Here is a 13,875-nt window from a genome sequence, read left to right on the forward strand (position 1 = left end):
GCTGTTGTTTCGCTCAAACGGCGAGGAAGCCGCCGTCCACTGGCAATACGGCGCCTGAAATCATCTTGCTGTCATCGGAAAGCAGCAGCGCGATGCTCTGCGCCACCTCTTCTGCTTCTGCGAAGCGGTTGAGCGGATGACGCACCATCATAGGCTGGCTTTTGACCGGATCGTTCCACGCTTCCGCAGCCAGTTCAGTGAGTGTGATGGTGGGCGCGACGGCATTGACGCGAATACCATGCGGGCCAAGTTCCTTGGCAAGCACGCGGGTTGCGCCCTCAAGCCCGGCCTTGGACGCCGCATAACACAGGTGATCCTGAAAGCCGCGATGCCCTGCAATCGAGGTGATGTTGACGATGGCGCCGCCGCCGCCCCTTGCAACACGCGCGCGGGCGAATTCCTGGCAGGTGACGATGGCTGCGCGCAGATTGATGCCCAGCACGGCCTCGTAGCCTGCATCGCTCATGTCAAGCACACTTTCCAGCACGTTGATGCCGGCGCTGTTGATCAGGAAATCGCAAGTGCCGGCTTCGGCCATGGCGGCGCGGGTGGCGGCGACGTCGGCAAGATCGGCACGGATCGATCGGCCGCCGATTTCGCTTCTCAGGCTGTCGAGATCGGACTGCGTGCGGCTGATCGCCACGACCTCCGCACCACGTGCGGCCATCAGCTGCGCGCAGGCGCGGCCGATGCCTTTGCCTGCGCCGGTGATGATGACGGATTTTCCGGAAAACTGCATGGAATCCTCGTTATTTGCGGCCAATGCGGCCGGATGATCTAAGTTTTTTGACGGCGCTCAGGAATGGCTAGCGGAACGAATGGCGCGGGCCGCATTCTGCAGCGTCAGAAACGCGTCGTAACGTGCTTGGTGAACCCTCTGAAAACCAGGATCCGGCGTTGCACTGCTGCCAATACGCGACATTGCCGGCATCGCCGCCATCAGGTCCGGATAAGTCCCTGCGGCGACGGCGCCCAACATGGCGGAGCCGAGAAGCACCGGCTCCTCGCATTCGGTCAATTCGACGGGAAGTCCGGTCGCATCGGCCAGCAACTGCCGTGCAAGCGGGTGGGCACCCGCACCGCCGCTGACACTAATGGTTTCCACCGGCGCGCCGTTGCGGGCCTGCGTTTCGATGATCTGACGAAGCCCGTAACCAAGGCCGAGAAGCCCGGCCACATAAAGCGCGACAAGGGAATCCACGCCGGTTTCCATGCCATACCCGGCAACCACCGCGCGGGCATGGGGATCGGCGAAGGGTGCGCGGTTGCCGAGAAATTCCGGCACCACATGAAAATCCTCTGCAAGCTTTGCTGCGGCGGAAGCGGATTCGGCGAGGCCGAGGGCGCGGTCGGCAAGCCAGACCGGTAAGGCTTTGCCATCTTTCTCGGCAAGCACTTTCGCTTCGGGGACTGCCGGATGTAGCTGAACCAGATAATCGATGGCCGCACCGGCAGCAGACTGGCCGCCTTCATTCAGCCACGCACCGGGAACCATGGCCGAATAATAAGGCCCCCAGACGCCAGGCACGAAGGCGGGTTCGGCTGTCGTCGTCATGGTACAGGACGAGGTCCCGAAAACATAACCAAGGCATTTCGAAGCATCGCCACCCGCAGCAACCGTACCGACGCCGCCGGCGTGGGCATCAATCAGGCCCGCAGCAACGGCGGTGCCTGCGACCAGCCACATCGCCTTTGCGGCGTCTTCCGTCAGACCGGTGCCGAGCGCCGTGCCCGGATGGACGACGCTTTCACCGATGCGGCGGAAGCCCTGTTCCGCCAGATCGCCAAGGCCAATATTGTTGAAATATTCCGAATCCCAGCGGTTCTCGTGGGCGAGATAGGTCCATTTGCAGGTGACCGTGCAGGCGGATCGATCAAGTGCACCGGAGGCTTTCCAAGTGAGAAAATCCGTCAGGTCAAAGAAGTGTTCGGCACGGGCATAGACATCCGGTCGATTTTCCCGAAGCCACAAAAGCTTCGGCGTCTGCATTTCGGGAGAGATGCGGCCACCGACATATTTGAGAACCGCATGTTCTCCGGCATTGATGCGCTCTGCCTGTTCAACGGCACGGTGATCCATCCAGACGATGATATCGCGTTCGGGATGATCGGCAGCGCCAACCGGCAGGGTCTCATCGTCCGGCCCGCGAACGACGAGTGAGCAGGTGGCATCGAAACCGATGCCGGCAACATCGACAGGATCGATACCAGCGCGTGAGACGCTCCCCCGGACGCTGTCGCAAACCGCCTGCCACACTTCCGCGCTCGATTGCTCGGCAATGCCGCCATCTTCGCGATGCATGCTGATCGGACGCTTGGCGGTGGCGAGAAGCTTGCCCGAGACGTCGAAGACACCGGCCCGCGCCGAGCCGGTCCCGACATCGACACCAACGAGATAGGAAGCCATTTGTGATACTCCTCGGAGCGGATGATCCGGTACTTGAACAGATTTGAGCGGCGGAACCGTTTCCGGTTTTCCCGCCGCTCCAGACGTTTTTAAACGCGGTCGAAGTTGGTCGGCAAGACCAGCATATCGCGGATGGTGACGGTGCGCTTGCGTGTCAGCATGTAGACAACGGCATCGGCCACTTCGCTCGCATCGATGAGGCTGCCCGATTCCTTGGCCTTTCGGAGGTTTTCCTCCGGCCAATCGGCCAGCAGTGCGGAAACGACCGGGCCGGGGGAGACCTGCGCAACGCGCACGCCGTGCGGGATCATCTGGCGGCGCATGCCCTGCACGAAGCTGGTGATCGCCCATTTCGAGCCGGAATAGACCGGCTCCCAATAGGTCGGGAAGTGGCCGGCGATAGAGCAGGTGACGATGATATCGCCGGTCTTGCGCTCCGACATGTGCGGTACGACGGCATGAACATTCTTCATGACGGCGTTGACGTTGAGATTGAGCATCTTGTCGATGGCTTCCGGCGTCGTCTCGGTGAGATCGCCGCCGATATAGGTGCCGGCATTGCAATAGAGAATGTCGATATGATCGACCTTCTTGAGGATCTCAGGGATCATCGCGTTGCAGCTGTCGGCATCGAGCAGATTGGTGACCTGCGGGATGGCGCGGTCGCCAAGCTTGGCAACCAGATCATTCAGGGCCTTCTCGTTCCAGTCCACCATGACCACGGTCGCACCCTGTTCCAACAGCGCTTCTGTGGTGGCAAGCCCGATGCCGGATGCGGCGCCGGTGATGACCGCAATCTTGCCTTGCAGCGATTCAGACATTTAATTCTCCTGCGTTTATGAAGATATTTCCGGGCCGACTCAGCGCCATTCGCGCCCGATATAGATGGCGAGCAGAATGATGCCGCCCTTGATGACATCCTGCAGATAGGGGTTGATGCCCATCAGGTTGAGGCCGTTATTGAGAATGCCGAGCAGCACCGCGCCGATGAGCGTGCCGAGAATGAGGCCCCTGCCGCCTGCAATCGCCGTGCCTCCAAGAACAACGGCCGCGATGGCATCGAGTTCGAAGCCGACACCGGCATTGGGCTGACCGCTCATCAGGCGACCGGTGAGGATCAGTGCCGCAAATGCTGCCGTGACGCCGGAGATGCCATAGACGGCAAGCTTGACGCGCTGGGTCTTCACGCCCGAAAGACGGGCGGCCAGTTCGTTTCCGCCGAGCGCATAGACGTGGCGGCCGAAAGCGGTGCGCTGCAACAGCACCCAGGCGATGGCGTAGATCACCACCATGATGACGACTGGGACGGGAACCACACCGATACGGCCGACACCGAACCAGGAAATCCAGCTCGGAATACCGCTGACGGGGTAGCCGCCGGAATAGATAAGGCCAAGGCCACGGGCCATGCCCATGGTGGCGAGCGTGACGATGATGGCGGGCATCTTGCCCCAGGCGACAAGCGCCCCGTTGAAGATGCCGATGCCAAGACCGATGAACAGGCCGGCCGGCAGCGCAATTGCAGGCGAGAGGCCGGTGTTCACCATCAGGCCAGCAGAAAGCGTTCCGATAAGCGCCATGACAGCGCCGACCGACAGGTCGATACCGCCGGTCAGAATGACGAAAGTCATGCCGACGGCCAGAATGCCAACGACGGAAACCTGCCGCAACACGTTCATGATGTTGTTGAGGCTGAAGAAATTGTCGCTCGCAAGCCCCATCAGGATGGATACGACAATCAGACCCGCCAGCGGCAGGGCGAGCGGCGAGCGCAGCATGGCACTGAGACTGAAACCGCCCGTTTTCGCGGCAACGCCGGTGTTTGCATCAAGCGACATGTTCAACTCTCCCGGTGGTGGCGTTTGTCATTATTGTTTCTGAATTGATGTCGTCTCCCTCGACCGTGGCAACGATGCCGCCGGACCGGAAGACGCAGACCCTGTCGGACATGCCGATCACTTCCGGCAGTTCCGAGGAGATCATGATGATCGAATGGCCCCTGGCAGCAAATTCGCGCATCAGCGAATAGATTTCTGCCTTCGCTCCGACATCGATGCCACGTGTCGGTTCATCGAAGATCAGCACGCGCATGTCGTGGTTCAGCCAGCGCGCGATAACGATCTTCTGCTGGTTGCCGCCGGACAGCGTGTCGACGCGGGCGTAAGGCCCTTGTGCCTTCACCTTCACCTGCACCTGCGCCATGGCCTTTGTCGTGTACTCCAGTTCCTTCTTGAGATCGAGGAACCAGTGCGCCTTGCGGTATTTGCCGTAATTGTTGAGCGAGATATTCTGCAGGATGGAGAAGCTGGTGATCAGGCCCTCTTCCTTGCGGCTTTCCGGCAGCAGGCCAATGCCGCGCATCAGCGCATCATCGGGGCCTGACAAACGCGTATCGACGCCATCGAGCTTGATCTTTCGGCGCGTCGCGGAATGCGCGCCGAGCATGGCGAGGACTGTTTCCGTGCGGCCTGAGCCAACGAGCCCGGCAAAACCAAGAATTTCGCCCTTGCGCAGCGCGAAACGCGAGACAGGGCCGCCCTTCTTCAGTTGCAGCTCCTCGACTTCGATCACCTTCGCGGCGGAAGGATCGAGTTGCGGCTTGGGCGGGAAGCTGGCCTCGATGCGCCGGCCGACCATCATTTCAACCAGGCGGTCATTGTCGACCTCCGACGTCAGGCAAGAGCCGATCAGCTCGCCATCGCGCAGGACGGTAATGCGGTCGCAAATCTCGAATATTTCTTCGAGGTGGTGCGAAATGAAGATGATTGCCACGCCCTGACGGCGCAGCTCGCGCATGACCTTGAAAAGGTGCTCCGTCTCGGAAGGCGTCAACGTGGCGGTGGGTTCGTCCAGTATCAGAATGCGGGCATCCAGTGACAAGGCCTTGGCGATTTCGACAAATTGCTGCTGGGCGACGGAAAGGCGGTGCACCGGGACGTCAAGCGGAACATCCACGGCGAGCCGGCCCATGATTTCGGCTGCGCGCTTGCGCATCGCGCCCTTGTTCAGAAGGCGCAGCGGCCCGCGGATTTCGCGGGCAAGGAACATGTTTTCAACGGCGTTGAGATAAGGGATCAGGCTGAATTCCTGAAACACGATGCCGACACCGGCGGCAATCGCCTCATCGTAATTGGCGAAGCGGCGATCCTTGCCGTCAATGCGGATCGTTCCTTCCGAGGGCTGCAGGATGCCGCTCAGGATCTTCATCAGAGTCGACTTGCCGGCGCCGTTTTCGCCCAGAAGCGCATGCACCTCGCCGGCGCGCGCCTCAAGGTCGACGCCACGCAGGACTTCGATCTTGCCAAAGCTTTTTCTTATTCCATTCAGTTCCAGCATTTCACCCTCCTCAATGGTCGGGATTTAACCCCGCCCCCGCATAAAGCGGGGACGGAGCCTGGGAGGAGTTCTTACCAGCTGAACTCGCCGGCGTTCTTGCTGTCGACGACCATAACGTCGATCGGGACTTCCTTCGGCACGACGCGAGCGCCCCACTTCTGGGCGAGCGCCATGGCAAGGCCGACACGCACCTGGTCACGCGGGAACTGCGCGGTGGTTTCGATGAACGGGCCACCCTCGGCAATCGCCTTCACAGCTTCCGGAGCACCGTCGACCGAGGTTAGCTTGATGTCCTTGCCGGAACCCTGAATAGCAGCCAGAGCGCCCATCGCACCGCCATCATTCACCGAGAAGATGCCGGCGAGGTTCGGGCGCGACTGGATCATGTTTTCAACGACGCCCAGAGCGACGGAGCGGTCCTGACGGCCGTTCTGTGTATCGACCAGCTTGATCTCGGGGAATTCGGCGAGTGCGGCCTTGCAACCTTCGACGCGCTGAAGGATCGGCACGACCGGGATACCGTCGAGGATCGCGACTTCACCCTTGCCGCCGAGCGCGTCACCGAGATGCTTGCACGACTTGTAGCCCGCGTCACGGTTCTTCGAGCCGACGAAGGTATCGACCGGGCCATTGGCGTTGGCGTCAACCGCAACGACGATTGCGCCGGCAGCCTTGGCAGCGTGCACGGCGGCTTCGATGCCGGCGCTGTCGGTTGGGTTGAGAAGCAGAATGTCGATCTTCTGCTGAAGCATATCTTCAACGTCGGAAATCTGCTTTGCCACATCGTGGCCGGCATCGGTCACGACAACGTCAGCGCCGATGCTTGCCGCAGCTTCCTTCAGCGCTTCCTGCATCGACACGAAATAGGGGTTGTTCAGCTCCTGGAAGGTCATGCCGATCTTCAGCTTTTCCTGCGCCAGCGCCGGAGCGGCCATCATTGCAATTGCGGCTGTCGCCATCAGAAACTTGGATTTCATTTTCATCTCACTCTTCCTCCCATTAGGAAAGTTGGGGCAACAAGTGCCCGTTTCCGGACAGACCTCTGCCCGAATTGGTAAAAATCGGCGATGTGTCGCTGGTTTACTCCGCCATAACAGCTGCCTTCTGGGCCGCAAAAATGGTTCGGAACCTCGACGGTGACATTCCCTTGAGTTTCAGGAAATGCCGGTTGAAATTGGAAAGATTGGAAAAGCCAACATCGTAGCAGACCTCGGCCACCTTCACATCCTGATCCGCCAGCAACATCTGGCAGGCAAGATCGATCCTTAACTGATTGCGATAGCGCACCAGCGTCGTGCCGGTATGGCGCTTGAAGGCCCGGGAGAAGGCGCTTGGGCTCTGGCCCACCATGTCGGCGAGATCGATTTCCTCCACCTGTTCGGTCAGATGCTCGCGCAGATGAGAGAGGGCGCGATTGATGCCGCTGTCGCCAATCCCGGTCAGATCCAGTTCGTAGCTGAGGCTTGCCAGCACCTCGGATGTCGGCGCATTGACCAAGAGATCGAGAATTTCCCAGAAAAGTGCCAGACGCGTCAGGCCCTGCGCCTCGATAAGCCGAAGGATCAGCGGGCGGACCCGATCGCTCGTCTCGTCGTCAAAGAGAATACCGCGACGGCTGCGGTCCAGCAGGCCACGCACCACTTCCATCTCGGACATGGAGGCGCAGGCATCCTCGATAAAACTCTCCGGAAACTGGATCACGAGGGAACGCGTCGGCACGATTTCGTCCGGCTCGATCTCGCTGATCCAGTTCTGGGGGAGATTGGGGCCGGTCATGATGAGCTGGCCGGGGCCGAAACGGCCGACGAAATCACCGATATAGAAGGTGCCTGACGTCGCGACGACCAGATGAATTTCATATTCGGGATGATAATGCCAGCGCACGGTACGGAACGGATAGCCATGCCGCCAGGCAGCGAAAGATTCGCCCTTGCGGATGTGCACCAGTTCCAGATCGGGCTGCATCATGGTTCCTCCCATCAGTCACGTCCGCCGCATTTGCGAAGCGAAGCCATTCCTCTTTATGGCTCGTCCCGGGCGTTGATGAGGAGCATAGGGCGGGCCGCGGCTAAACATCCACATCACGCCGGAGAAATTACCGATACTTTTTTGACTGTTTTTTGCCAGAAATTGAATAGTGCCTCAACGTGATTGACAGCCAACGTTGCGGAGAGCCTGTTTTTTTTGCTCAATTTGCCGTGATGCGCCCAAACAATTCTCAACAGGAGGCGATCTGTGATGAATTTTTGGAGTAGAGCCTGCCTGTCACAGGCAGGCCCTACTTATACTTTTCCGCGCACGTTTCGCCGCTTATGCATCAGCGAGCGAATGTCTGGCACTTATTGCGGCATCACTATCTGCAGTTTGACGTCCGTTTCCCGCGCTTCCACCGCACGGTCGAAACCGGCAATACTGTCTTCAAAGGGAATGGTCGCAGAAATCAGCGGCTTCAGATCGACCTTGCCGGATGCGATGAGCGCCACGGCGCGATCATAGACATTGGCGTAGCGGAAAACCGTCTCGACCCGAAGTTCCTTGGCCTGAAGGCCGACAATATCGACCGGAACCGGATCTACCGGCATACCGACGAGCACGATTGCGCCGCCCGGTCGTGCGAGGGCGGCAACGCCAAGAATGGCTGGGGCAGCGCCCGAGCATTCAAAGACGATATCGCAGCCCCAGCCGTCCGTCGCCTCAGCGATCGCTTCAGCGAGGTTGCGCTCGCGGATATTGACGGTCTCGATGCCATCGTAAGAGGCGATGATATCGAGCTTGGGCTGGGCAAGATCGGCGACGATGACCTTCGCGCAGCCGCCCGCGAGCGCGGCAAGCGCCACCATCATGCCGATCGGACCGGCGCCTGTTACCACGGCGACATCGCCCGGCTGGATGCGGGCACGCAGCGCCGCCTGCATGCCGATGGCAAAGGGCTCCACCATGGCGCCTTCCGCAAAGGACACATTGTCCGGCAGCTTGTACGTGAAAGCAGCGGGATGAATGACTTCCGGCGTCAGGCAACCATGCACAGGGGGCGTCGCCCAGAAACGGACGGCCGGATCCACATTGTAGATGCCGAGCTTCGACGCGCGAGACGTTGCGTCGGGAATACCCGGCTCCATGCAAACACGGTCGCCAGCCTTGAGATGCGTTACCTCGGCGCCGGTTTCGATCACCGTTCCAGAGGCCTCGTGCCCGAGCACCATCGGGGCGTTGACGACGAAATGTCCGATTTTGCCATGTGTATAATAATGGACGTCGGAGCCGCAAATGCCGACCGTGTGGGTGCGGATACGCACATCCTTCGGTCCGAGTTTACCGGGAATGTCAAAGTCCCTAAGCGCGAGCTTCCCTTTTTCTTCCAGCACCAGTGCCTTCATCTCATCCTCCGTGGTTTACGATACGCCTGGCAGCGAATTCAGTCAGCGTGATGGCGCGCAACCTCGGCAAAAGTAAACAGAAATCCGCCGGAACAACCGGTTTTTCTTCGCACAGGAAAAACTGTATCGAGGAGCCTGCAATTTCTCATCACTGCCGCGATGTCGTGTCCTTTTCCGAGCCGGACATGAGGACTGATTCGTCTGCCGGAGCTATTCGCCCGGCACGGCGGCGATCTGGAATGCGGCGTGCTGACAGCGCGTCGACAGCCAGAAGCAGGCCGGAACCGCATCTGGCTTGCCTGGGGATCAGGCCTGGATCAAAGCGATACCGCGGCTCCTGAAGCCGAGTGTGACGTCGCTTGCCGGCGGCAGGCCGGTTTCCGCCATATGATCGATGATGAAAAGCGTGCCGATCTCGGTTTCCACCTCGTATTCCACGTGGCCACCCAGATAGGCGCTGTGCAGCACCCGCCCGGCAACCCCCTGCCCCCCGGGCTGACCGATTGAAATCGAGCCTGGGCGAACCGCAAGCTTCGCCGGCCCCAGCCTGGCGTTGCCTGCGGAAAGCCGATAATCGATGCCCCCAACGCGGACCATTGCGTCCGGTCCATCCAGCCTTACCACTTCGCAGCCCACGACATTCGCCTCACCCATGAAATCAGCAATGAAGGCGGAGGCTGGAGCCTCATAGAGTTCGCGCGGGGCGCCAGACTGGGCGATCTCTCCATCCTTCATCACGATGATGCGGTCGGAGACGGCAAGCGCCTCATCCTGATCATGCGTCACGTAAACCGCAGTGAAACCAAGTCTTTGCTGCAATTCACGGATTTCGGTGCGGACCCGGCGGCGAAGGCGGGCATCGAGGTTCGAAAGAGGTTCGTCCAGCAGCAGCACCTGGGGTTCCAGCACCAGAGCACGGGCAACCGCGACACGCTGCTGCTGCCCACCGGAAAGTTCGGCAGGCAGGCGATGCCCCATGCCGGCAAGGCCGACAAGCTTCAGCCCCTCTTCCGCCTTTTCCCGCGCTTCCGCCTTGCGTAGCCCGGAGGATTGCAGGCCATAAGCAACATTGTCGAGCGCCGTTATGTGCGGGAACAGCGCATACGACTGGAAGACCATCGAGACATCGCGCTCGTTGGCTGGCAGCATCGTGACATCCTGATCGCCGATGAGAATGCGGCCGGACGTCGGGTGTTCGAGGCCCGCCAGCATGCGCAACGTCGTCGTCTTGCCGCAGCCGGAGGGGCCGAGCAGAGTTACCAGCGTGCCTGGTTCGATGGTGAGCGACAGGTCCGGTATGGCGGTGAAAGCACCGAAGGTCTTGCGGACATTCTTGAAGGTAACGGAGCCGGGCTTAACGGAAATCATGCGGTTTTCTCCTGGGCAAGAGGAACGGGGGAAGCGGATGGTAGGCCAGCGACGCGGTTTTCGCGCCGCAGCCGACGCTCGCCAACGAGGAACTGGAAGCCGGCAATGACGGTGATCATCACCACGATCAGCATGGAGGAATAGGCAATCGCAACCCCATATTCGCCGTTTTCGACGAGGCCGACGATGTAGGACGTCGCCATGTTGTATTCGGCGCTGACGAGGAAGATGACGGCGCTGATGGAGGTGATGGCGCGCACGAAGGAATAGACCAGTGCGGCCGTGATCGCGGGCCTCAGGAGCGGCAGGATGACCTTGCGAATGGTGCGGAAACTGTTGGCCCGCAGCGTCAGCGAGGCCTCGTCGAGGCTCTTGTCGAGTTGGCTCATCGCCGCGATTCCGCCGCGCACACCGACCGGCATGTTACGGAACACAAAGCAGGCGATCAGGATCAGCGCCGAGCCGGTCATTTCCACCGGAGGCAGGTTGAAGGCCATGATGTAGCTGACGCCGATGACTGTGCCGGGAATGGCAAAGCTCATCATCAGCGCAAATTCAAACAGGTTCCGCCCGGCAAATTTCTGCCGCACGATGATATAGGCCGTCAGGAGACCGACTGCGGCGGTGAGCGGAGCGGAAATCAGCGCGATCTTCATGGTCGTCCAGAACGAGTTCCAGGCAACGCCGGTCCACGCGATGGAGCCGTTGGAGAAACTCACGGAAAATGCGCGGAGGTAATGGTCGAAGGTGAGGGAATTGTCGAGACCCCAGGTCTTCACGAAACCGCCCACAAGGATCATGCCATAAACGACGATTGTGAAGACCATCCACGGCACGACAACGGCATGAACGCCGATGGACAGGCCACGCGGAAGCGCGATATGCGCGCCGCTGTCGCCCTTTCCCGTCACCGTGGCGAAATTCTTGCCTGCCAGCCAGAAGCGTTGGGCAAGGAAGGCCGAAAGCGTGAAACACAGCAGGATGATCGCCAGAACCGCGGCGCGCGACGGATCGTTCTGCGAACCAACGACAGCAAAGAAGATTTCCGTCGACAGGACGCCGTGTGTGCCGCCAAGCACCAGCGGGTTGCCGAAATCCGCCATGCTTTCGATGAAGCCGATGAGAAAGGCATTGGCGAGACCGGGCTTCATCAGCGGCAGGGAAACCCGCCAGAAAGTGCGCCAGCGGTCGGCGCGCAGCGTCTGAGAGGCTTCTTCCATGGAGGGGCTTACCCCTTCGACTACACCGATCAGCACCAGAAACGAGATGGGCGTGAACGAAAGAACCTGCGCGATCCAGATGCCGGTCATGCCATAAAGCCAGCGACCCGGCTCAATGCCGAAGAGATAGGAAAGCCATTCGGTGACGACGCCGGCGCGGCCGAAGAGCAGCGTCAGGGCCAGACCGATAACGAAAGGCGGCGTTATGATTGGCAGCACCGTCAGGAGCCGCAGTCCCTTCTTGAAGGGAAAGCGCGTACGGGTGGCGATCAGTGCAAAGCCAAGGCCGAGCACGGTCGAACCGAAGGCGGTCATCAGCGCGAGGAAGAGCGTGCGCCAGGCAACACCGCAGCGCTCCTCACCCACGGCGCAGCCAAGGCTCCATATGCCGGGATCCTTGATATTGCGAATGAATCCATCGGCATTAAAGGAGCCGTCGAAATCCTGAACGGACGCAACCAGCATACTGCCGATCGGATAGAAGACAAAAACCGTAACGAGGAAAACCAGAACGGAAATGGCGCCGACGACAAAGGCATCGCCCTTCATGACACCACGTTCGGCAAGCCCGAAGGCAAAAAGAAGCACGAAGACGAACGACATGACGACGGCCCCCGCCCCCATGGACGGCTGGCCATCGGCGAGCATGCCGAAGAGATTTTCGCTGATTGTCCAGGTCCAGCCGGTAAAGCCGATGGCCAGCCCTTGCAAGGCAAGGAAGACGAGACCAGCAGCGCCAATGAATGCAAGCAAACCGCCCCGGCGCATCGGATCACGGATCGGCCGGACAAGACATGCGGCAAGGAAGAAAATGACAATGCCGACCAGCCATGGTTTTCCATAAGACAGTATCTGCAACACACCTGGCGCATTGCTGGCGGAGGAGAAAAACCCGGACAGCCAGCGGAAGCTGTAAAAACCGCCTTCGATGCGATACCAGGGAAGAAGAATGAGGGCAAAAGCCCCGAACGCCAGGACGATGTCCAGCCTGCGATTGCCACGTGTCATGGCCGACCTCGCTTGTTTCATGCCGATGAAAGAGTGGCGGACACCCCGGCTTCAAAAGCCGGGGTGCCGATCGCCGGAGTTCAGATCAGTTGGCGACCGCACCAACTTCGCGATCCCAGCGTTCCAGCAGCGCCTTGCGCTTGGCAGGATCGCCATAGGTCTTGAAGTCGTAGTCGATGAGCTTGATGTCCTCGAACTTCGGTGCCTCTTTCGGCACTTCCGCCGTTTTGTTGGACGGCAGCTGGAAGGACTTGGCGTCCTTCATGCGCGACTGGACCTCCGGCTTCAGCGCCCAGTCGTACCAGGTCTTGGCATTGTCGAGGTTGCGGGCGCCCTTGATGATCGACATGGAGCCGATCTCGTAACCCGTGCCCTCGCACGGAGCGATTGATTTGACCGGGAAACCTTCCGCAGTCTGGGCCACCGCATCATGCATGAAGACGATGCCGAGCGCCGTCTCGCCGCGCGCGGCCGCCTTGACCGGCGCCGAGCCGGACTTGGTATATTGCGAGATATTGGCGTTGAGCTTCTTCAGGTAATCGATGGCCTGATCCTCGCCCATGATCTGCACAAGTGAGGCAAGCGCGGTATAGGCGGTACCCGAAGAGTTCGGATTGGCGATCTGGATTTCGCCCTTGAGTTCCGGCGCCAGAAGGTCGGCCCAGCACTTTGGCTCCTTGTAACCCTTGGACTTGAATATCTCGGTGTTGTAACCCCAGCCCAGGGCACCGGCGTAAACGCCGACAGTCCGGTAACCCGTGCTCTCCGCCTGCTTGACCGCCCAGTCCTGCAACTGATCCAGCATCGGCGACTTGTATTCGAGCGTCAGGTTTTCCGAGGCTGCCTGCATGTGCGGGTCGCCCGTACCGGCCCACCAGATATCGGTTTTCGGGTTGCGGGCTTCCGCGCGCACCTTGGCATAGGTCTCGCCCGAAGACAGGCGCACCATATTGACCTTGATGTCATGAGACTTTTCAAAATCACCCTTCATCTGTTCGCAGATGACGACATCGGCCGAGCAGATCAGGTTCAGTTCGCCGGCCGCCTGCGCGGAAACGGCGCTCAGTGCCGTACCGGCAAAAAGCAGAGTGGAAAGTATCGTCAGTCGCATGGTTATCCTCCTGTAGCTTGCGTCTGAATTTCGGGTCACGTGCAGACA

The 13,875-nt window shown here is 60.1% G+C and carries 11 protein-coding genes; all 11 read right to left on the bottom strand.

Annotation, left to right across the window (positions count from 1 at the left end; all coding sequences use genetic code 11):
• Positions 1 to 13: 13 nt before the first annotated feature.
• The 11 genes from EGT36_RS19185 to EGT36_RS19235 all read right to left on the bottom strand — a co-directional run bounded on the left by EGT36_RS19185 (position 14) and on the right by EGT36_RS19235 (position 13,827).
• A complete protein-coding gene (locus EGT36_RS19185; protein WP_006698669.1) occupies positions 14 to 739 on the bottom strand; it encodes an SDR family oxidoreductase in 726 nt (241 codons plus the stop codon).
• Positions 740 to 796: 57 nt separating this feature from the next.
• On the bottom strand, positions 797 to 2,407 hold the full coding sequence (locus tag EGT36_RS19190) for an FGGY-family carbohydrate kinase (RefSeq protein WP_125270858.1): 1,611 nt from the start codon (positions 2,405 to 2,407) through the stop codon (positions 797 to 799).
• A gap of 89 nt (positions 2,408 to 2,496) precedes the next feature.
• A complete protein-coding gene (locus EGT36_RS19195; protein ID WP_004438213.1) occupies positions 2,497 to 3,228 on the bottom strand; it encodes an SDR family oxidoreductase in 732 nt (243 codons plus the stop codon).
• 39 nt (positions 3,229 to 3,267) lie between these two features.
• Entirely contained in the window at positions 3,268 to 4,245 is a 978-nt protein-coding gene (locus EGT36_RS19200; protein WP_004438211.1) for an ABC transporter permease, read from the bottom strand.
• A complete protein-coding gene (locus EGT36_RS19205) occupies positions 4,235 to 5,743 on the bottom strand; it encodes a sugar ABC transporter ATP-binding protein (RefSeq protein WP_125270859.1) in 1,509 nt (502 codons plus the stop codon). Before EGT36_RS19205 ends, EGT36_RS19200 begins: the two co-directional genes overlap by 11 nt.
• 71 nt (positions 5,744 to 5,814) lie before the next feature.
• Positions 5,815 to 6,726, bottom strand: a complete 912-nt coding sequence (locus EGT36_RS19210; protein WP_004438208.1) for an ABC transporter substrate-binding protein — start codon at positions 6,724 to 6,726, stop codon at positions 5,815 to 5,817.
• Between the two features lie 97 nt (positions 6,727 to 6,823).
• Positions 6,824 to 7,708 (bottom strand): AraC family transcriptional regulator, encoded by an 885-nt coding sequence (locus EGT36_RS19215; RefSeq protein WP_004438205.1) that lies wholly within the window; start codon positions 7,706 to 7,708, stop codon positions 6,824 to 6,826.
• Positions 7,709 to 8,082: 374 nt separating this feature from the next.
• Positions 8,083 to 9,120 (bottom strand): NAD(P)-dependent alcohol dehydrogenase, encoded by a 1,038-nt coding sequence (locus EGT36_RS19220; protein WP_004438202.1) that lies wholly within the window; start codon positions 9,118 to 9,120, stop codon positions 8,083 to 8,085.
• Positions 9,121 to 9,426: 306 nt separating this feature from the next.
• Positions 9,427 to 10,488 (bottom strand): ABC transporter ATP-binding protein, encoded by a 1,062-nt coding sequence (locus EGT36_RS19225; protein ID WP_125270860.1) that lies wholly within the window; start codon positions 10,486 to 10,488, stop codon positions 9,427 to 9,429.
• Entirely contained in the window at positions 10,485 to 12,716 is a 2,232-nt protein-coding gene (locus tag EGT36_RS19230) for an ABC transporter permease (RefSeq protein ID WP_004438198.1), read from the bottom strand. The genes EGT36_RS19225 and EGT36_RS19230 overlap by 4 nt, the downstream gene beginning before the upstream one ends.
• Before the next feature lie 85 nt (positions 12,717 to 12,801).
• Positions 12,802 to 13,827 carry an ABC transporter substrate-binding protein gene (locus EGT36_RS19235; protein ID WP_003503939.1) on the bottom strand — a complete coding sequence of 342 codons (1,026 nt, stop codon included), beginning with the start codon at positions 13,825 to 13,827 and terminating at the stop codon, positions 12,802 to 12,804.
• Positions 13,828 to 13,875 lie beyond the last annotated feature (48 nt).

The sequence above is a fragment of the Agrobacterium sp. FDAARGOS_525 genome, assembly GCF_003938925.1.
GTDB classification, from domain to species: Bacteria; Pseudomonadota; Alphaproteobacteria; order Rhizobiales; family Rhizobiaceae; genus Agrobacterium; species Agrobacterium pusense.